Consider the following 18,367-nt stretch of genomic DNA (forward strand, 5'->3'; position numbering starts at 1 on the left):
CACCAATAGGGATTCTTCCAGCCGCCGTAGAAGCCACCCCAGCCCCAACGGATCCATCTCCAAGGACTGTTCCATCCCCCGCCGAGACCTCCCCAGCCCCAACCGGCATTCCATCCCCAGCCAGCGTTCCAAAGCCATGGGTCGTTCCACCCCCAACCTAAGCCACCCCAGGCCCAACGGTTGTCATATACATTAATGGAAACATTGGTAGGATTGTCTCCCCAACCGGGATTACCGTTATAATTGTTGTTGTAGGCAAAATAATCGGTTTGTTCACCGTAAGGAATGGTGTCATTTTGTGATTGACTGGAATAGCTATCAACATCGGTGAAAATCTCATCATCTAGAATTTCTGCATATTCATCGGCCTTTGCGCCGAAATAATCACCATAGATGTTGCTTTCTCGTTCTTCAATTCGAACGGCCTCCGCAGATTTTTTTTCCACATGGACCACTCTATTGCCGCTGGCATAGATGCCATCATCATAATAAGAGGCCTGCTGATACGATCCGCATGAAGCCGCAAGGAAAGCGGCCACAAGGAGTATGGCAAAAACCTTAAATTTTGGAAGGGGTGTAGACTTTATCATTGTGCAATTTTTATTGTTGAACATACTAAAAATAATTAGTTTTACCGAATTATTCTTGCTAATAAAAACACAAGTTTTGTGCCAAACTACAGTAGATGGGTAAAAATTTAACAAGTCGAGCCGAAGATTATTCCAAATGGTATAATGAACTTGTCGTAAAATCGGATTTAGCTGAAAATTCAGGAGTTAGAGGTTGCATGGTCATAAAACCCTATGGATACGCCATATGGGAAAAAATGCAGGGCCAGTTGGATAAGATGTTCAAGGAAACAGGTCATGAGAATGCCTATTTTCCACTTTTTATTCCAAAATCGTACTTGAGCAAGGAAGCTAGCCATGTGGAAGGTTTTGCCAAGGAATGTGCCGTTGTAACGCACTACCGTCTAAAGAATGCCGAGGATGGAAGTGGTATTGTAGTGGATGAAGATGCCAAACTGGAGGAGGAGCTGATCGTTCGCCCTACATCAGAAACCATTATTTGGGATACGTATAGAAGATGGGTGCAATCTTACCGTGATTTGCCCATTTTAGTAAATCAATGGGCCAATGTGGTCCGATGGGAAATGCGTACACGACTTTTCTTGCGTACTGCGGAATTTTTATGGCAAGAAGGCCACACCGCCCACGCTACGAAACAGGAGGCAGTGGAGGAGGCTGAGCTTATTATGAACTTGTACGCGGAGTTTGCCGAAAAACACATGGGGGTTCCTGTGATCAAAGGAACCAAAACGGAGAGCGAACGTTTTGCCGGAGCCGAAGAGACGTATTGCATTGAGGCCTTAATGCAAGATGGAAAGGCGCTTCAGGCTGGTACATCGCACTTTTTGGGCCAAAATTTTGCCAAGGCGTTTGATGTGAAATTCGCGAACAAGGAAGGGCAACAGGAATATGTTTGGGCAACCTCGTGGGGAGTTTCCACTAGACTGATGGGAGCTTTGGTGATGACACATAGTGATGATAATGGATTGGTGCTCCCTCCTAATTTGGCACCGATTCAGGTGGTGATTGTGCCCATATACAAAGGATTGGACCAATTGGATGCCATTTCTGAGAAAGTGGAACCCTTGGTAAAGGAACTTCGTGCTAAGGGTCTTTCCGTAAAATATGACAAAAGGGATACCCATAAGCCAGGTTTCAAATTCAATGAATACGAATTAAAAGGGGTTCCGGTGCGTTTGGCCATTGGGCAGCGCGATTTGGAGAACGGAACCTATGAGGTGGCCCGAAGAGATACGCTTCAAAAAGAATCGGTCAAGGCAGATGGGGTGGTGGACAAAGTGGTCTCCCTCATGGATGAGATTCAGGAAAATATTTTCAATAAAGCCTTGGCGTATAGGGAACAGCATATTACCGAAGTTGACTCCTACGAGGATTTTAAGCAGGTGATTGAAGAAAAAGGTGGATTTGTATCCGCACATTGGGATGGTACATCGGAAACCGAGGATAAGATAAAAGAGGAGACCAAAGCAACCATTCGCTGCATTCCTTTGGACGCAAAACAGGAAGATGGAAAATGCATGGTGACCGGAAAGCCATCCACCCAGAGGGTGTTGTTTGCAAAGGCCTATTAAACAGTGTGCCAAAAAATAAAAATTACTGTTGCAAGACTTAAAAATAGTTGTATTTTTGCATCCGCAATTGTGCAACCTTAATGGCCCGTTCGTCTAGGGGTTAGGACGCCAGGTTTTCATCCTGGTAACAGGGGTTCGATTCCCCTACGGGCTACGAAGAAAGTGTGAAGGTTAAAATACGAAGGTTGAAGTATTGAATTCGTCCTTTGTGGTTTTAACTTCGTACTTAAATTAAGGCCCGTTCGTCTAGGGGTTAGGACGCCAGGTTTTCATCCTGGTAACAGGGGTTCGATTCCCCTACGGGCTACAAAAAAAGAAATTAGAAAGTATAAATTAAGACAATGGCAAATCATAAGTCAGCATTAAAGAGAATCAGAAGAAACGAAGCGGTTCGTTTGCGTAACAGATATCAGCACAAGACCGTGCGTAATGCCATCAAAAAATTGCGCACCGAGGAGGATAAGAAAGCTGCTGAAGCCTTGTTGCCCACTGTTGTTGGGATGATTGATAAACTGGCGAAAAAGAATATCATTCACACCAATAAAGCCGCCAACTTAAAAAGTAAATTGATGAGCAAGGTTGCAGCAATGTAATCCCTTTGTTCCTTTTAAAATATGAAAAGCTCCATTTTTGGGGCTTTTTTGTTGGTGCAAAGTTGATGAACCTACTGAAAATCTTTCCTTCTGTGGAACAGCACCCCTACCAAGAAAGTTCCGTATAGTACAAAGATGAGGGCAATTAGCCAGTCATGTAGATGAAGTTTCGTATATAAGTCCGGCCCCAAATACAGGAACAATAAAGTGAATGGAAAATAAGCGTAGAATATGCCCAACCCCACACTCGTCCAAAACATTAAATTGTATCTCAGCGATTTGAAACTGTGCCACTCAAATTTTTTCTTAAAATATAAAGCTATCACCGACAACAGAATCAACGCGGAAATGAGCTCTGCAATGTACAAATGGGAGTAGTTGGGATTCTGAAAGAACAAACTGATGAGGAAACTTGCCATACTCATACATCCTCCATACGTTACCCATTTTTTGTGTTTTTCAGAACTTAAAACATTCCAGTAGATGTAAAAGAAGTACATATACGTAACCACGGAATAGATATTGTAAATGATTACGTTGTACCAGTGGTACCTATCATCAGATACCAATTGAAAGCTATCTGTGTACTTCACCAAATACCCCAACAACTCGGTAAGCAGGGTATACATAAGGTATATGGGGTGGTATTTTAAAATAGTATCATAATAGGTGCGGTACTGGATAACCGCAATCAGCCACGTGATCAGATAAAAGGGGAGAATTATAAAATCCGTATTTAAAGTTTCTAAGATTTCCTCTATCATCTACACTTTGGTGGTTTGGAATTAAGAAAATGGCATTTAGGTTGAATATATAAAAAAAGCCCCAATGTTTGGGGCGTTAATTTTTAAGGGTTCAGCGTTTTACCGAAAGGCTTGTCTCTTTCCAAACAAAAGACCAATAATAAAACAGCCGTACATTACACCGATCATGGAGAGCAAAATTCGTCTAAAATAGAATTGTACCTCAATGCTTATATTTCCAAAAATCAAAAATAAAGGGAAGATACTATAAAAGGCAAACAGACCAATACTTACCCAATACATTAAATTTTTTATTTGGGAAAACATACTTTCTTCTGATTTTTTCTCCAAAAAATAAAAAACAAGAATACCGATTAAAATGAGTGATCCAACTACATGGGCATAACTTAACCGGTTGTGCAATGGGTTGGTTATAAAGGAATTAATTACATAGGCCAAAACACAAAGATAACCTCCATACTTCACCCATGTTCTATGAGATGCTTTTTTAAGAGTTCTACGGTAGACACGATAGAAAAATAGAAAGAAAATCAATTGGTACACATTGTATATGATTACATTGTGCCAAGCATATCGATCATCAGAAAAAAACAAAAAATCATCATTGTACTTGATAAAATAGCCCAGCAGCTCAGTAAAAAAAGTGTAAATGATAAGCATGGGAAGGTACTTAAGAGGTGTATCAAAAAACCTCTTGTACCTAAAAACCGCAATTATCCAAGTGATTAGATATAGTGGTATGTAAAAATGCTCTGTTAAGAGTCTGATTAGCTCTTTAGGCATCTCTTTTTAAAAATCTCCATCAGGCGGAGGGCCTGAGGAACCGTGGTTCTTATTGAGACTTTTACCATCTTGTAACATTGCAGACGTTGCAATATTGGGTACAAAACTTGCATAGGATTTCTCCTGATTTTTTGCTGTACTACCCACTGCAGTTTCACCAACGGCATCTTTGATGAGCTTTGCCTTGCCATCTCCTCCTATATAAAACCCATAATCCTTGCCGTCAACCTTCATGGTGGGCACAATAAATATGGAGTTTTGCCTAGGGTGTACAATTTTGCTTCCATCTGGGAAATCGGCTTTATCTGGATAGTTGGCAAAATAGAAACGTAAGGAAGAAATATCTACTTCGGCCTCCTTGGCCTCTTGTTCAATGTAGGCCATATAGTGTTTCATGTCGGCGTAGGTAAACGAGGTGAAACGAGCGGCTTCAAATTCTTCTTCAGGTTTACGCTCCATTTCGTATTGTTGAATAATGCCTAAGCGGTTTTTGGTGTAATTGTCATAAAGGGACTTTGACTCTTCCAAAGAAATAATGCCCTCCGGGGGTGATACCCTTTCTTGTTCTACCGCGGCTTTGGATTCAGCAGGTTCTTCTTTTTTAGGGCCTTGTTGGCATGCGCCAAGCGTAAATAAAAAAGCGCCAAGTATGATGGCGGCAACTTTTTTGAGGTTTTTCATAGTTGAAGTGTTTTAAAGTTCGGTTTTGAGGAAACTGATTTAAAGATAGGTTTTTTCTTTAATATTATTCAAGAAAAAACCCTTTGAAAAATTCCAAAGGGCTTATAATTAACTGTAAATCAATGAATTAATTTATTCGTTCATTGTAAGTAAAAACTCTTCGTTATTTTTGGTCTGTTTGATGCGCTGCTCCATAAATTCCATGGCTTCCACAGGATTCATATCTGCCAAATACTTGCGCATGATCCACATGCGTTGAATGGTATTTTCATCCAACAATAGGTCGTCCCTTCGTGTAGAAGAAGAAATAAGGTCGATGGCAGGGAAAATCCTTCGGTTGGAAATTCGTCTATCCAACTGAAGCTCCATGTTGCCCGTACCCTTAAATTCTTCAAAGATTACCTCGTCCATTTTTGAGCCTGTTTCTGTCAAAGCCGTGGCAATAATGGAAAGAGACCCTCCATTTTCAATATTACGGGCCGCACCAAAGAAACGTTTTGGTTTGTGCAATGCATTGGCATCCACACCACCACTCAATACTTTACCGGAAGCAGGTTGTACGGTGTTGTAAGCACGAGCCAAACGAGTTATGGAATCCAAAAGTATGACCACATCATGGCCACATTCCACCAAACGTTTTGCTTTTTCCAAAACGATATTGGCCACACGAACGTGTTCCGTAGCTTCCTTGTCAAACGTAGAGGCAACAACTTCACCACGCACATTACGTTGCATATCGGTAACTTCTTCAGGGCGTTCATCAATCAAAAGAATGATTTGGTACACCTCTGGGTGGTTGGCTGCAATGGCATTTGCGATATCTTTCAATAACATCGTCTTACCCGTTTTTGGCTGGGATACGATCATGCCACGCTGTCCTTTACCAATAGGGGAGAAGAGGTCCATAATCCGTGTGGAAATGGTGCTCTGCCGTTCGGCCAATTTGAATTTTTCCTTTGGAAACAAAGGCGTAAGATGCTCAAAGGATACACGGTCACGGACCACTTGAGGGTCCAGGCCATTAATTTTGTTCACTTTGATCAGCGGGAAATACTTTTCACCCTCTTTTGGAGGTCTAATGTTGCCCAAAACCGTATCACCTGTCTTCAATCCAAATAATCTGATCTGCGACTGCGATACATAAATATCATCCGGCGAAGAAAGGTAATTGTAATCAGAAGAACGCAGGAATCCATAGCCATCCTGCATGATATCCAATACACCTTCGCTCTCAATGATGCTGTCAAACTCAAACTCGGGCTCCTTATATCGGTTCCTCAAGTCCTTGTCAAAATTGCTGTTCTTTTTGTCGTGGCCACCACCTTTTTGGTGCTGGTTGTTTCTTTTGGTGTTGTTTTGGTTCTGATTCTTTTGGGAGGTATTGGATTTGCTCTCCTTTTTCTGGGGCTGTTGTGCCCTAGAATCTTCTTTTTTCTCGTTGGAATCTCCCTTAGCTTGTGTGTCTGCCGTTTCAGGGGCCTTATTTTTTGGCTCACTTTTGGGTCTTGGGGTCCTTTGTCGTTTTGGTTTTGGTGCAGGGGTTCCGTTGTTCTGTGGAGCTGCGGCACTTTCTGCCACGGCTTTTGGGTTGGAAGCTTGGACGTCCAGTATTTGGTATACAAGGTCCAGCTTTTTCAAAGATTTGAATTTGGGAACATTAAGATCCTTGGCAATTTCTTGCAACTCAGGAAGCTTTTTAGCTTTTAGATCTGAAATCTCGAACATTAAATAATGAATAAATTAAACGTGTCTTAATCTGAAAATATTGAAGTAAAGTTATTTGAGTGCTACTGGAGGAAAGATTTCCTAGGTAAGTGCTTCGCTAATAACGTCACAAGTATACAAATTATTTTTCAAGAATTACGCTTCATTTCTCAAAAAGACGCCTATTTTTGCGTTTTGAAATCAATTTGCACAATGATTCAACGAATTCAGACGTTTTTTTTAGTGGTTGTTGCCCTTTTAACAGGTGTGCTGCCTTTTTTTCTGAATTTATGGATTGATGTGGATGGAAAGGAAATCTATGCCGAAAACGAACTGTGGATCAGTATTGCGTTTTACGCATCCGCAGTTTTGGCGGTTTTTTCCATTTTTATGTACAAGAAGCGACAAAATCAATTTGTGGTAAACAGATTGAATATGATATTGAATCTTTTTTTACTAGGATTTTTCGTTTATCGATCGCTAAGCTTATCCGGAGAAGCTGTTGTTTCTGAGAAGGGTATTGGGATGCTGATTCCTGTATTTTCTATCGTTTTTCTGGTCCTGGCCAACAGGGCTATCAAAAAGGATGAAGATCTTGTAAAATCTGTTGATCGCTTACGTTGAACCTAACATCTTAGTAGTATTAGTGCGAAAAAACCCTGGCTTTGGCCGGGGTTTTTATGTTTTTACCGTTTTCCGAGCTCCACTACTTCCAAATTGGATATGTTTTTTCCATCAATCACAAACCGTAGCATGGTTCGCACCTGATGAAATCCGTGCTTTCCGCATGCGCCCGGATTCATATGGAGCAAGCCCAGTTTTTTGTCGTTCATCACCTTCAGGATATGTGAGTGCCCAGAAATAAAAAGTTTCGGTGGATTCATTCTGATTTCGTCTCTCATCCTAACATTGTAACTGCCCGGGTATCCGCCAATATGGGTGATCCAGACATCGACCCCTTCGCACATAAACCGATTGTGTTCCGGGAACTCTTTTTGGATAATATGGTCGTCAATGTTCCCATACACCCCTCTGACCGGCTTCAAAGCCTTTAATTTATCAGTAACAGAAAGGCTGCCAATGTCACCTGCATGCCAGATTTCATCGGCCAGGGCTGCGTATTTTAAAATGGTGGAATCTATATGGCCATGGGTGTCCGAAAGCAATAGAATTTTGGTCATAACGCTAAAAATATGCTAAAAAATAAAGGTTGGATTCCTGTTGGGAGGGATTGAATTATCTTTAACGACTTAAAAATAAGGAATCCCATTGAGATATTTTATCCAATTTTCCTATTTCGGGAAAGCATACCACGGATGGCAGAACCAACCCAACGCCTTAACCGTGCAAGAGGTATTGGAGAAAGCCCTGTCCACGCTATTGCGACAAAAAGTGGAAGTCGTTGGTGCCGGCAGGACCGATACCGGTGTGCACGCCAAGGAAATGTTTGCCCATTTTGATTTTAATGAAATTGAAGATCTAGAGGAATTGGTCTACCGCTTAAATGCATTTTTGCCCGAAGATATTGCAGTTCAACAGATTTGCAGGATGTCTCAAGAGGCCCATGCCAGATTTGATGCCCAGGAACGCACCTACGAATATTGGGTGGTACAGGAAAAGAACCCCTTTTATGCCGATTCTGCCCATTTTGTGAAATATCCATTGGATTTAAAAGCGATGAATCAAGCAGCATCCCTTTTACTTGAACATTCAGATTTTGAATGTTTTTCCAAGTCCAATACAGATGTGAAGACCTATATCTGTGATGTTCGGCATGCCAAATGGGAGGAAAAGGAAGATAGATTGGTTTTTACTATAACCGCGGACCGCTTTCTTCGGAATATGGTACGGGCCGTGGTGGGAACGTTATTGGACGTAGGTGTGGGCAAAATGGCTCCAGAAGAAATCCATACCATCATCGCAAGCAAGAACAGAAGTGAAGCCGGGGTATCCGTCCCCGCAAAAGGATTATATTTGACCAAGGTTTTGTATCCAAAAGAAATATTTAATGAGCAAAAGTGACGAAATAGGCAAAGCGTTTGATTATCGGTTGTTCAAACGGGTCTTTGCACATACAAAGCCCTACAGGCTTATTTTTTGGGTGGTGGCCATTGCTGCCATATTATCCGCTGGCTTTGCTGTGGGAATCCCTATTTTGGTGCAGGACATTATCAATGAAGCCTTGGACAGCAAGAACTCACAAGCCCTGTTTTCAGCTGTAATGTTGATGTTGGTTCTGCTTATCGGGCAAGTGACCATGCAGTTGGCTTTTAACTACTATGCAAACCTTTTGGGGGAATCGGTAATTAAGGATATTAGAGTAAGGCTCTTCCAAAAAATGATGAGCTTTAAAATGACCTATTTCGATAATTCATCCATTGGTGTTTTGGTAACGCGCGCCGTAGCTGATATGCAGCGCATCGGAGAGATTTTTAGTCAAGGCTTTTTTATGATTGTGGCCGATGTCCTCAAGATGATTTCAGCAGCCATCATCATGACAATCATGAACTGGAAATTGGCATTGATCGTATTTGCCATTCTCCCTGTGATTTTGGTCGCGACTCGATTGTTCCAACAGGCCATGAAGGTAGCTTTTGTTGAAGTTAGGGCACAAGTGTCCAACCTCAATTCCTTTGTACAAGAACGTATAGCTGGAATGAAAATAGTTCAACTATTCAACCGAGAGGAGATAGAGAAGGAAAAGTTTCGTGTAATCAACGAAAAGCATCAAAATGCCTGGTTGAAAACAGTCTGGTACAACTCCATATTTTTCCCCATTGCCGAGATTTCCAATTCCATTGGAATAGGGTTAGTGGTCTATTTTGGGGTCATCCAAAACATTGAAAATATAGGTCTGGAGAATAAAGGAGCCATCGTAGCCTTTTTCTTTTTGATGGACCTTTTGTTCCGTCCACTTCGTCAGATAGCGGATAAGTTCAACACCTTGCAAATGGGAATGGTGGCGGCCAACCGGGTTTTCAAGATTTTGGATACCGATAGCCACATAGCGGATGAGGGTTCCTTGGTAAGAGATGATGTGAAGGGCGATATTGAATTTAAGGATGTGCGGTTTGGGTACATCAAGGATGAAGAGGTGCTTCATGGCATTTCCTTTAAGGTAGAAGCCGGCGAGACTGTCGCTATTGTGGGGGCCACAGGTGCGGGAAAATCGACCATCATCAACCTGCTCAACCGTTTTTATGAAATCAATTCAGGCCAAATTTTGATTGATGGGGTCAGTATTCATGATTTCACCCTGCAATCCCTTCGATCACATATTGCGATTGTACTGCAAGATGTCTTTCTTTTTGCCGATACCATTGCCAATAACATATCACTCCGTGACAAAAACATCTCAATAGAAGAGATTGAAGGGGCAGCCAAACAAATTGGGGTGCACGATTTCATCTCAAGCCTACCGGGCGGCTATCAATATAATGTAAAGGAAAGGGGAACCATGTTGTCCAGCGGACAGCGTCAATTAATTGCCTTTTTGCGCGCCTATGTGAGCAACCCCAGTATTTTGATTTTGGATGAAGCAACATCCTCAGTGGATACCTATTCAGAACAATTGATTCAACAGGCCACCGATAAGATTACCGAAGGAAGAACGTCAATTATTATTGCACACCGACTTGCGACCATCAAAAAAGCCAGTAAGATCATTGTGATGGATGAAGGACAGATTGTAGAAATTGGAACCCATAAAGAATTGCTGAAAAAAGGCGGGTATTACAACGACTTGTACACGGCCCAGTTTTTGGAAGAGGAAGTAGCCTGATTCTTATGGTCTAAAATCCTCAAGGGACAGCCGTCCGGTGGTCAAAGAAACTACAATGATCAAGGTTCCAATGACCATCATGAGCAGAACAAAGAGAAAAAGGTATATGAAACCACGGAGAAAAGTACTCCAAAAACCGATTTTGTATATTTTTTTGAACACATAGAATTGATAGGATATGGTTAGAAGCAAGAAGGACCAGGTGAAAAGATCATATCTAATGTCCGTCAATCCAAATAGAGGTAGGGAAATAATCACTTGAACAAAAGAAACCTGCCCAGTGATATAGGCATTGGCAACCACATGCTCGGTATAATTCAATTTTTTTTTGTCAAAAAAAAGGAACCAGGTCATTAAGGCATATGCAGGAACGATCAAATAAGTGATAAGACCTTGATAGTCGAATACAAAATCCAGATTTGGTGTTTCTGAATTATTTGAAATGGTACCCCTCAAAAGGTCAACGTGGTACACCTTTCGAAGCACATAAAACAGAACTCCGACCAGCGTTATGGCAATGGCAAAATAGCTAATGGGATTCATGTATTTTTTTCGGGTTCCCAAAATGTAACCGTTAATGACGGATTCTGGTTTGGTGAAGAGATGCCTAAAGGTTTTAAGTAAGGTGTTATCAAGATTAAAGACTTGAACACTTAAATCTTCCCAGACATTTTTTAAAGTAAGTCTTTTGCGAATGACCTTACCGCCACAGGTGGGACAAAAACTGAAGTCTGACCTTAGGCTGGTATGGCAGTTCTTACAATCCATTACTCCAAATCTTTCTTAATTTGCTGTGAGAGTTCCTCAAAGGTCTTAAAGGGAACAAATTCCCCATTCTTGATATATGAAATGGACCCCGTCTCTTCACTGACCACAAGGCAAATAGCATCCGTTTTTTCGGTGATACCCACAGCTGCTCTATGACGTAAACCAAATCGGAGGGGAATGTTTCGGTCATTGGAAACAGGCAAAATCACCCGCGTAGCGGTAATAAAATTATCTTGAATCACCGCAGCCCCATCATGTAATGGACTGTTTTTAAAAAATATACTTTCCAAAATGGGTTGTGTGATTTCAATGTTCATGGCATCCCCAGTGGATTTTATAAAGTCCAGGGAGTTATTGCGCTCTATAACAATGATGGCTCCGGTCTTGGTACTTCCCATTCGTTCACAAGCTCCAACAATCGCCTCCACGTCTGTAACAGTAGGGACAGCTTCTTGCTTTAAAAATTTAAAATGACGAATGAAATTCCGTTTGGAGGCAAAATTCGTGGAACCAATCATCAGTAAGAATTTCCGTATCTCTTGCTGAAACACAATAATCAGAGCAATAAGCCCGATGTTCATAAACCCACCGACCATGCTGCTGATCATTCTCATTTGAAGGAGTTCCGTGAGCTTCCAGAGGGCCCAAACAATAACGATACCAATAAAAATATTGATGGCCACCGTGCCTTTGACCAGCTTGTAGATGTAGTAGAGCAGCGCGGCCACGAGCACAATGTCGATGATGTCTGTGATTTTAAACTCGAGAAAATTTAAAAATTCCAACCGCGGTGTTTTTGTAAAATTAGCAAAAATAGAAGAACCAAAAATTATAGTGCGTTCGCTTTTAGCACTTCCACAAGTTTAATGCATTCCACAGCTTCTTTTACATCATGTACGCGTAAAATATTGGCTCCTTTTAAAAGTGCAATGGTATGTAAGGTGGTGGTCCCGTTCAAGGCCTCTTTTGGATTTGAGTTCAAGATTTTATGGATCATGGATTTTCTACTTAACCCAATCAACAAAGGAACTTCAAAAGCCTTGAAAAAGTCCAAATGGTTCAAAAGGGTATAGTTCTGCTCAGTGGTTTTTGCAAATCCAAAGCCGGGGTCAATAATGATGTCGTTTATTTTTTTGAATGTGGCATCCTTCATTTTCTTCGAAAAATAAAATCGAAGGTCTTTGATCAAGTCTTCATAAACAGCCTCTTTTTGCATGGACTGCGGAGTTCCTTTCAAATGCATCATAATATAAGGAACCTGATATTTGGCCACTGTGTTGAACATTTCGGCATCTAAATTTCCTGCAGAAATATCGTTGATGATAGCCGCACCGCGTTCCAGACTTTTTGCAGCGACCTTGCTCCGGAAGGTGTCTACCGAAATCAAAGTGTCCGGAAAATGCTTCAAAATCAATTCTACAATGGGAAGCATGCGTTTGAGCTCGTCATCTTCATCAACATGTTCAGCCCCAGGCCGGGAACTGTAAGCACCCATGTCGATGAAGGTAGCACCATCTTCGAGCATTTTCTCAACTTGTTTCAGAATAGCGACTTCATCCTTATATTTTCCACCATCGTAAAATGAATCCGGGGTCAGGTTCAGGATGCCCATTACTTTTGGGGTTGATACATCTATAAGTTCACCTTTGCAGTTTATGGTCATAAAGAATACCTGCTTCGTTTGTGTTTCATTATCTTTGACGAAGTGCTTTTTTAGCACGCTCATTTGGACGAAATTTACGCAAATTAGCAACAATACATGCAGCAGACTTCCCAACAATATGATGCGGTGATCCAAACCTCCCGGGAATTGTTTTTAAAAAAAGCGCAAGACTATGGTACCGCATGGCGTATTTTGCGGCTTCCTTCCCTTACCGACCAGATTTTTATAAAGGCACAGCGCATCCGCAGCCTGCAACAGAATGCGGTTCGAAAAGTGGACGAAGGGGAACAATCCGAGTTTATTGGAATCATCAATTATTCCATTATGGCGCTCATACAAATTAAAAAAGGAATTGTGGAGCAACCCGATTTAACCGCTGAAGAGGCCATTGCCCTGTACGATGAGGAAGTGGCCCTCACTAAAAAGTTGATGGAGGATAAAAATCATGATTATGGAGAGGCTTGGCGCGATATGCGGGTGAGTTCTTTGACCGACCTTATTTTACAGAAAGTCCTTCGGGTAAAACAAATTGAGGATAATCAAGGAGCCACTTTGGTAAGCGAAGGCGTGGATGCCAATTATCAAGATATGGTCAATTATGCAGTGTTTGCGTTAATACATCTATCAGCAAATCCCAAATCGTAGAATGCCACTACCTATGGAGATGAATACATTTGTGAAAATTAGTGGGATTCGTGTCAAACCAAGTCGGTATTGTTATTTAAGTTGTTGGAAGTTGAAATTTTATTTTGAAAAAATATGAACTATTTGGTTTGGATTTCAAGAGTTATCGTTGGGGTGTTGTTCATTTTTAGTGGACTCATAAAATTGAACGACCCCGTTGGGTTTTCATTTAAATTGGAGGAATATTTTAGCCCTGCTGTTCTGGATTTACCTTTTTTGGAACCCATCGCTTTGGGAATTTCCATTTTTGTGGTTATTGTTGAGGTACTATTGGGCGTCCTTTTATTGATAGGGTTTAAACCCAAGATTACCGTCTGGAGCCTCTTGGCGATGATTGTTTTCTTCACTTTCCTCACCTTTTATTCCGCCTATTTCAACAAAGTAACCGATTGTGGTTGTTTTGGTGACGCCATAAAATTGACGCCATGGGAATCCTTTACAAAGGATGTGATTCTTTTGGTCTTGATATTGATTTTATTTTTTGGACAGAAGTACATCACACCGCTGTTCAATACAAAAACCAACTGGATTGTGGGTGGAGTGGCCCTATTGGCCTGTATTTTGTTTGCCAATCATGTATTGAACCATTTACCGTCAGTGGATTTTAGGCCCTACAAAATAGGAGCAAACATTGAAGATGGGATGACCGTTCCCGAAGGGGCCCCTGAGCCCATTTACGAATATGCATGGCGATTCAAAGTAAACGGGGAGGACCAAATAATTGTAACCAATGGGGAATATCCCTCCGTGGACGGGGAATTTGTGGATGTTGAAACTACACAAATACAGGAAGGCTATGAACCGCCTATTCATGATTTCACCATTGAAAAGGATGGACAAAATTTCGCCTTTGAATTTTTGAGCGAAGATAAATTGGTCATGGTCATCGCTTATGATTTGGCTAAAAGCAACTATGACACTTTTTCAGGAGTGGCCCAAGTAACCGAAAAAGCCAAGCAAAATGGATATAAAGTGATTGGTATGTCGGCCTCCAACGATGAATTGGCCAACAAGATTGAAAAGCAATACAAATTACCTTTCGATTTTTATTTTACCGATGAGACAGCCTTAAAAACTATCGTCCGTTCCAATCCAGCAGTATTGGTATTGAAGAACGGAACCATTCAACAAAAAGTACACTACAACGATATTGACAAACTTTCTTTTTAATAATAGAACACAAGAAAAACCAACAACATGAGAACAAAAATAGTGGCAGGAAACTGGAAAATGAACAAGAACTTGGAAGAGACAGAGGCTTTATTAGCTGAGCTTTCTGCAAAACTGCCCGACACCAAAGCGCAAGTTATTGTTTCACCAACATTCGTGAATTTGGCCGCAGCAAAAAGAAGTCTTCAGGCTTCTACCATACAAGTAGCGGCCCAGAATATGCATTTTGCGGAGAGTGGTGCCTATACCGGTGAGATTTCGGCGGATATGCTTCTGAACATCGATGTGGATATCGTTATTCTAGGTCACTCCGAGCGTCGTGCCTATTTTGGTGAAACTGATGAACTTTTGGCCAAAAAGGTGAAAACAGCTGTAGAAAAAGGATTGAAGACCATTTTCTGCTTTGGCGAAGAATTGGAAGACCGAAAGTCTGACAATCATTTCTCTGTAGTGGAAAGTCAATTGAAAAATGCCCTGTTCGATTTGGACGCCGAAGCTTGGAAAAGCATCATTTTGGCCTACGAACCGGTTTGGGCCATTGGCACAGGCGAAACTGCTTCACCTGAGCAAGCCCAAGAGATGCACGCTTTTATCAGAAAGACTATTTCCGAAGCCTACGACAGTTCCGTATCCGATGAAGTTTCCATTTTGTATGGAGGTAGTGTAAAGCCGGACAATGCTTCTGATATTTTCTCCAAACCTGATGTGGATGGTGGGTTGATCGGTGGAGCATCCCTTAAATCAGATGATTTTGTCGCCATTATTGAAGCGATTTAATCTTTAGCGCCATATGGCATTGGTGTATCTGGAATACGATTTTAAAATAAATCCGCTGCAGCCCGCGGCGGACATTCTTATTGCGGAATTAGGTGAAGCCGGCTTCGAAAGTTTTGTAGAGAACGATTCGGGGGTGTTGGCCTATATCTTAAAATCGGAATGGAAGGAAGGTATTCTAGATGATTTATTCGTTCTGGAGCATTCCGATTTTGACATCACTTGGACCCGTAAAGAAATTGAGCAACAAAACTGGAATGCGGAGTGGGAAAAAAACTTCCATCCTATAAAAGTAGGGGATAGGTGCATGGTTCGGGCACCTTTTCATGCGGCAGCCGATGTGGAATATGACATTGTCATTGAACCCAAAATGAGCTTCGGAACGGGTCACCATGAGACCACCCATATGATGTTGGAGCATATCCTTGAAAACAATTTTAAAGGTAAATCCGTCTTGGATATGGGTTGTGGCACCGGGGTATTGGCCATATTGGCCAAAAAAAGGGGAGCTGGGCCTGTGGATGCCATCGATATTGATGAATGGTGCTATTTGAATACCCAAGAAAATGTGGAACGTAACGATTGTTCTGATATTCAAGCTTTTCAAGGAGACAGGGGTTTACTAAAGGGAAAAAAATACGATGTAATCCTGGCCAATATCAACCGAAATATACTGCTGGAAGACATCCCCATTTATGCCCAATGCCTCAATGCAGGTGGCCAACTTTTTCTAAGTGGATTTTATTTGGAGGATTTAGATGCCATTTCTTCAAAATGTAAGGCCAATGGTTTAGAATTTGAAAAAAAACTGGAGAAGAACCGCTGGATTTCAGTAAAATATGTAAATTAGAAAGGCATTAACTCCACGATTATGGGCACAAAAGAAAAAGGCTTGGAAGACCTTCTTCTGGAAGAGGAGACGGTTAAGCAAAATGAAATTGTACTTTTTAATGATGATGTAAACACGTTTGATCACGTCATTGAAACATTGATCGATGTCTGCGAACATACTCCGGAACAGGCAGAACAATGCTCCCTTATTGTGCACTACAACGGTAAATGTACCGTAAAAACCGGGGAATATTCCTATTTAAAACCAAAATGCTCCAAATTGTTGCAAGCTGGGTTAAATGCCGAGATTGTCTAATTTTCCGGAACGGTTTTGAAATTCGTAAAAGCATTTTACCAGCACTTTACTGCCACAAATTTTGAGGTGATAAATTCTTTACATTGAAATTACAGGTAACAGGCATTATATAGACTAAATTTGCAGGGACAGCAATACAATCAAAAAACCAATATCTAATCTTCTTTTATAGGAATGAGCGAATTCTTTAAGGCTGAATTAAAAGATCGTTTTTTGGAATATGCTCTTGAGCGCACGGATTATTTTGAAATACAGACATTGTATGATGAATTTTTACGCCCAAACTATAGCCTGCAATTTGTGGAAAAACTGATCAAGGAAATCCAAGAGTATGATATGGAACTTTTGGATGTGATGAGCGGGAATGGAATGGATATTTTTATGCTGGCCTCTACCCCTAGCACCGAAGATTTTTTGGAAGAAGGCGGATTTAAGGATATGTATGTAAAGGAAGAGGAGAAGTGGGATGTATTCGTTGAGCAGTTGTCCAGTACCCGAAAATTGAGCAAGGACGAAAAGCAACTTCTGAAAAAAAGCTCACCCAGGTTGAAAAGGGAAAAAACCTTGCTTATTATCCTTATTTCTGCAATTGGCATTAGTTTTCTGTTCACCCTAATCAGTATTTTAAACAGCTCGTTCTTGGAGCCAGATTATGTCCCAGCAGATGAGTTTGAACGAAGAATTGAACAGTTGCATTTACAATATATGGAGGAAAACCAACGGTTGGAAACAGAGTTGATCAATTCTAAAAAACTTTTGGATTCTATCTTGGGTGTTCAACCCTAGCTAGAATGTATTTTAACCCATTGAATGAGTCGTTTAGCATAAAATTTCAAAGATCGCTTGCTACCAATGTATGGAGTGGATATTTTTGATTAGCATACACCATTTAGGCAAAAAATAACCAGACCAGTGCTAATAATCAAATGTCTTGTGATATTCAGAATAAGACATTTGTAATAGAAACAAACCATAGTAGAATGTCATCCACACAAAAAATTGAGAAGAACCTCTTCATTTTACTCTATCTTAATGCCATTTATCCACTAAGCCCAAGCCTTAAATCTTTTTTGGTGGAAAAAATCAAGAATATTTCTTTCAGAAAAAACGAACTAATAAGCAGGGAAGGAGAAATCTGTGATAAACTGTATCTGATTAAAAAAGGTTTGGTGCGAGGTTATTTTGTAAGTGAGGGGACGGATATAACAACGTGGATAGATTCCGAGAATGAGATTTTTACCTCTATTACTGGTTTTTTTAAGCATGAAAAGACTAGGGAGTATATACAGGCTATGGAAGACACCCATTGTGATTATTTAGAATATGAAGATTATAAGTATTGTCTTGATAATTTCCCTGAAATAAGGCAGATATATCGGATTATGTTGGAACAATATTATGTCATGGCCGAACATAGGGTGTATTTGGCCCGCATACCCAATGGTAGAAAACGATTGGAGTTTTTTTTGGAACATAGCAAACCAGAAATTGTCAAGCGAATTCCTAGAAAGCATTTGGCCTCATTTTTGGCAATGCGACCCGAGACACTATCTAGATTGATGAAATAAAGTATGGGGTACTATAATTGGCCGTAAAAATGCTTAGGTGTAGTTTTTTATGGCTCAATAAGTATTGTAAATTATTTTGTGGAACCTTGTCACATAAGTCACTTTTCAATTGTCATTAATATGGGG

General features: G+C 40.9%; 20 protein-coding genes, 2 tRNA genes and 1 pseudogene. 14 read left to right on the plus strand and 9 right to left on the minus strand.

Translation table 11 applies throughout. From position 1 onward, the window contains the following. Positions 1 to 590 (minus strand): annotated as a pseudogene (locus AB1A65_RS07790) (hypothetical protein); the annotation flags it as partial. Between the two features lie 95 nt (positions 591 to 685). Here AB1A65_RS07790 and proS point away from each other — a divergent pair. The 4 genes from proS to rpsT all read left to right on the plus strand — a co-directional run bounded on the left by proS (position 686) and on the right by rpsT (position 2,754). Then, entirely contained in the window at positions 686 to 2,161 is a 1,476-nt protein-coding gene (gene proS / locus AB1A65_RS07795; protein ID WP_366587513.1) for a proline--tRNA ligase, read from the plus strand. An 82-nt stretch (positions 2,162 to 2,243) separates the two neighbouring features. Beyond that, a tRNA-Glu gene (locus AB1A65_RS07800) sits at positions 2,244 to 2,315 on the plus strand. 81 nt (positions 2,316 to 2,396) lie between these two features. Then, positions 2,397 to 2,468 (plus strand) — tRNA-Glu (locus AB1A65_RS07805). 34 nt (positions 2,469 to 2,502) lie between these two features. Continuing rightward, positions 2,503 to 2,754, plus strand: a complete 252-nt coding sequence (gene rpsT / locus AB1A65_RS07810) for a 30S ribosomal protein S20 (RefSeq protein ID WP_207096905.1) — start codon at positions 2,503 to 2,505, stop codon at positions 2,752 to 2,754. A gap of 71 nt (positions 2,755 to 2,825) precedes the next feature. Here the strand turns inward: rpsT and AB1A65_RS07815 are convergent, their stop codons facing one another. From AB1A65_RS07815 to rho, 4 genes are all read right to left on the minus strand, one after another. After that, positions 2,826 to 3,518, minus strand: a complete 693-nt coding sequence (locus tag AB1A65_RS07815; RefSeq protein ID WP_366587515.1) for a hypothetical protein — start codon at positions 3,516 to 3,518, stop codon at positions 2,826 to 2,828. A 99-nt stretch (positions 3,519 to 3,617) separates the two neighbouring features. Then, positions 3,618 to 4,178, minus strand: coding sequence for a hypothetical protein (locus AB1A65_RS07820; protein ID WP_366587518.1), 561 nt, complete (start codon positions 4,176 to 4,178; stop codon positions 3,618 to 3,620). Positions 4,179 to 4,307: 129 nt separating this feature from the next. Beyond that, positions 4,308 to 4,982, minus strand: a complete 675-nt coding sequence (locus tag AB1A65_RS07825; protein WP_366587520.1) for a hypothetical protein — start codon at positions 4,980 to 4,982, stop codon at positions 4,308 to 4,310. Positions 4,983 to 5,114: 132 nt separating this feature from the next. Continuing rightward, positions 5,115 to 6,707 carry a transcription termination factor Rho gene (gene rho / locus AB1A65_RS07830; RefSeq protein ID WP_366587522.1) on the minus strand — a complete coding sequence of 531 codons (1,593 nt, stop codon included), beginning with the start codon at positions 6,705 to 6,707 and terminating at the stop codon, positions 5,115 to 5,117. A gap of 192 nt (positions 6,708 to 6,899) precedes the next feature. Here rho and AB1A65_RS07835 point away from each other — a divergent pair, with 192 nt between their 5' ends. Beyond that, positions 6,900 to 7,310 (plus strand): DUF4293 domain-containing protein, encoded by a 411-nt coding sequence (locus AB1A65_RS07835; protein WP_366587524.1) that lies wholly within the window; start codon positions 6,900 to 6,902, stop codon positions 7,308 to 7,310. Positions 7,311 to 7,372: 62 nt separating this feature from the next. Here the strand turns inward: AB1A65_RS07835 and AB1A65_RS07840 are convergent, their stop codons facing one another. After that, positions 7,373 to 7,867 carry a metallophosphoesterase family protein gene (locus AB1A65_RS07840; RefSeq protein ID WP_366587526.1) on the minus strand — a complete coding sequence of 165 codons (495 nt, stop codon included), beginning with the start codon at positions 7,865 to 7,867 and terminating at the stop codon, positions 7,373 to 7,375. Positions 7,868 to 7,955: 88 nt separating this feature from the next. On the opposite strand from AB1A65_RS07840, the gene truA reads away from it, so the two are divergent. Then, complete coding sequence (truA, locus tag AB1A65_RS07845; RefSeq protein ID WP_366587528.1) at positions 7,956 to 8,708, plus strand: tRNA pseudouridine(38-40) synthase TruA; 753 nt, start codon at positions 7,956 to 7,958, stop codon at positions 8,706 to 8,708. After that, positions 8,695 to 10,467 carry an ABC transporter ATP-binding protein gene (locus AB1A65_RS07850; protein ID WP_366587530.1) on the plus strand — a complete coding sequence of 591 codons (1,773 nt, stop codon included), beginning with the start codon at positions 8,695 to 8,697 and terminating at the stop codon, positions 10,465 to 10,467. The genes truA and AB1A65_RS07850 overlap by 14 nt, the downstream gene beginning before the upstream one ends. 3 nt (positions 10,468 to 10,470) lie before the next feature. Here AB1A65_RS07850 and AB1A65_RS07855 read toward each other — a convergent pair whose 3' ends face one another. Genes AB1A65_RS07855 through folP form a run of 3 tightly spaced genes read right to left on the minus strand, consistent with a single transcriptional unit; the run spans position 10,471 to position 12,898 of the window. Beyond that, positions 10,471 to 11,235 (minus strand): DUF3667 domain-containing protein, encoded by a 765-nt coding sequence (locus tag AB1A65_RS07855; protein ID WP_366587532.1) that lies wholly within the window; start codon positions 11,233 to 11,235, stop codon positions 10,471 to 10,473. Next, complete coding sequence (gene cdaA / locus AB1A65_RS07860; protein ID WP_366587535.1) at positions 11,235 to 12,020, minus strand: diadenylate cyclase CdaA; 786 nt, start codon at positions 12,018 to 12,020, stop codon at positions 11,235 to 11,237. The genes AB1A65_RS07855 and cdaA overlap by 1 nt, the downstream gene beginning before the upstream one ends. A gap of 44 nt (positions 12,021 to 12,064) precedes the next feature. Next, on the minus strand, positions 12,065 to 12,898 hold the full coding sequence (gene folP, locus AB1A65_RS07865) for a dihydropteroate synthase (RefSeq protein ID WP_366588062.1): 834 nt from the start codon (positions 12,896 to 12,898) through the stop codon (positions 12,065 to 12,067). 96 nt (positions 12,899 to 12,994) lie between these two features. On the opposite strand from folP, the gene AB1A65_RS07870 reads away from it, so the two are divergent. The 7 genes from AB1A65_RS07870 to AB1A65_RS07900 all read left to right on the plus strand — a co-directional run bounded on the left by AB1A65_RS07870 (position 12,995) and on the right by AB1A65_RS07900 (position 18,241). Beyond that, entirely contained in the window at positions 12,995 to 13,543 is a 549-nt protein-coding gene (locus AB1A65_RS07870; RefSeq protein ID WP_366587537.1) for a DUF1599 domain-containing protein, read from the plus strand. A gap of 114 nt (positions 13,544 to 13,657) precedes the next feature. Further along, positions 13,658 to 14,752 carry a BT_3928 family protein gene (locus AB1A65_RS07875; RefSeq protein ID WP_366587539.1) on the plus strand — a complete coding sequence of 365 codons (1,095 nt, stop codon included), beginning with the start codon at positions 13,658 to 13,660 and terminating at the stop codon, positions 14,750 to 14,752. Positions 14,753 to 14,779: 27 nt separating this feature from the next. After that, entirely contained in the window at positions 14,780 to 15,529 is a 750-nt protein-coding gene (gene tpiA, locus AB1A65_RS07880; RefSeq protein WP_366587541.1) for a triose-phosphate isomerase, read from the plus strand. Positions 15,530 to 15,542: 13 nt separating this feature from the next. Beyond that, on the plus strand, positions 15,543 to 16,376 hold the full coding sequence (gene prmA / locus AB1A65_RS07885; RefSeq protein WP_366587544.1) for a 50S ribosomal protein L11 methyltransferase: 834 nt from the start codon (positions 15,543 to 15,545) through the stop codon (positions 16,374 to 16,376). 21 nt (positions 16,377 to 16,397) lie between these two features. After that, entirely contained in the window at positions 16,398 to 16,673 is a 276-nt protein-coding gene (locus AB1A65_RS07890) for an ATP-dependent Clp protease adaptor ClpS (protein ID WP_366587547.1), read from the plus strand. Between the two features lie 174 nt (positions 16,674 to 16,847). Further along, positions 16,848 to 17,459, plus strand: coding sequence for a hypothetical protein (locus tag AB1A65_RS07895; RefSeq protein WP_366587549.1), 612 nt, complete (start codon positions 16,848 to 16,850; stop codon positions 17,457 to 17,459). Between the two features lie 194 nt (positions 17,460 to 17,653). Next, entirely contained in the window at positions 17,654 to 18,241 is a 588-nt protein-coding gene (locus AB1A65_RS07900; protein ID WP_366587551.1) for a Crp/Fnr family transcriptional regulator, read from the plus strand. The last annotated feature ends 126 nt before the right edge of the window (positions 18,242 to 18,367 follow it).

It is taken from the genome of Allomuricauda sp. ANG21 (genome assembly GCF_040705235.1).
Classification (GTDB): Bacteria; Bacteroidota; Bacteroidia; order Flavobacteriales; family Flavobacteriaceae; genus Flagellimonas; species Flagellimonas marina.

Coding starts and splice junctions, on each gene's coding strand:
- proS (WP_366587513.1), top strand. CDS start 686: ATGGGTAAAAATTTAACAAGTCGAGCCGAAGATTATTCCAAATGGTAT.
- rpsT (WP_207096905.1), top strand. CDS start 2,503: ATGGCAAATCATAAGTCAGCATTAAAGAGAATCAGAAGAAACGAAGCG.
- AB1A65_RS07815 (WP_366587515.1), bottom strand. CDS start 3,518: ATGATAGAGGAAATCTTAGAAACTTTAAATACGGATTTTATAATTCTC.
- AB1A65_RS07820 (WP_366587518.1), bottom strand. CDS start 4,178: ATGCTTATCATTTACACTTTTTTTACTGAGCTGCTGGGCTATTTTATC.
- AB1A65_RS07825 (WP_366587520.1), bottom strand. CDS start 4,982: ATGAAAAACCTCAAAAAAGTTGCCGCCATCATACTTGGCGCTTTTTTA.
- rho (WP_366587522.1), bottom strand. CDS start 6,707: ATGTTCGAGATTTCAGATCTAAAAGCTAAAAAGCTTCCTGAGTTGCAA.
- AB1A65_RS07835 (WP_366587524.1), top strand. CDS start 6,900: ATGATTCAACGAATTCAGACGTTTTTTTTAGTGGTTGTTGCCCTTTTA.
- AB1A65_RS07840 (WP_366587526.1), bottom strand. CDS start 7,867: ATGACCAAAATTCTATTGCTTTCGGACACCCATGGCCATATAGATTCC.
- AB1A65_RS07850 (WP_366587530.1), top strand. CDS start 8,695: ATGAGCAAAAGTGACGAAATAGGCAAAGCGTTTGATTATCGGTTGTTC.
- AB1A65_RS07855 (WP_366587532.1), bottom strand. CDS start 11,235: ATGGATTGTAAGAACTGCCATACCAGCCTAAGGTCAGACTTCAGTTTT.
- folP (WP_366588062.1), bottom strand. CDS start 12,898: ATGACCATAAACTGCAAAGGTGAACTTATAGATGTATCAACCCCAAAA.
- AB1A65_RS07870 (WP_366587537.1), top strand. CDS start 12,995: ATGCAGCAGACTTCCCAACAATATGATGCGGTGATCCAAACCTCCCGG.
- AB1A65_RS07875 (WP_366587539.1), top strand. CDS start 13,658: ATGAACTATTTGGTTTGGATTTCAAGAGTTATCGTTGGGGTGTTGTTC.
- tpiA (WP_366587541.1), top strand. CDS start 14,780: ATGAGAACAAAAATAGTGGCAGGAAACTGGAAAATGAACAAGAACTTG.
- prmA (WP_366587544.1), top strand. CDS start 15,543: ATGGCATTGGTGTATCTGGAATACGATTTTAAAATAAATCCGCTGCAG.
- AB1A65_RS07890 (WP_366587547.1), top strand. CDS start 16,398: ATGGGCACAAAAGAAAAAGGCTTGGAAGACCTTCTTCTGGAAGAGGAG.
- AB1A65_RS07895 (WP_366587549.1), top strand. CDS start 16,848: ATGAGCGAATTCTTTAAGGCTGAATTAAAAGATCGTTTTTTGGAATAT.
- AB1A65_RS07900 (WP_366587551.1), top strand. CDS start 17,654: ATGTCATCCACACAAAAAATTGAGAAGAACCTCTTCATTTTACTCTAT.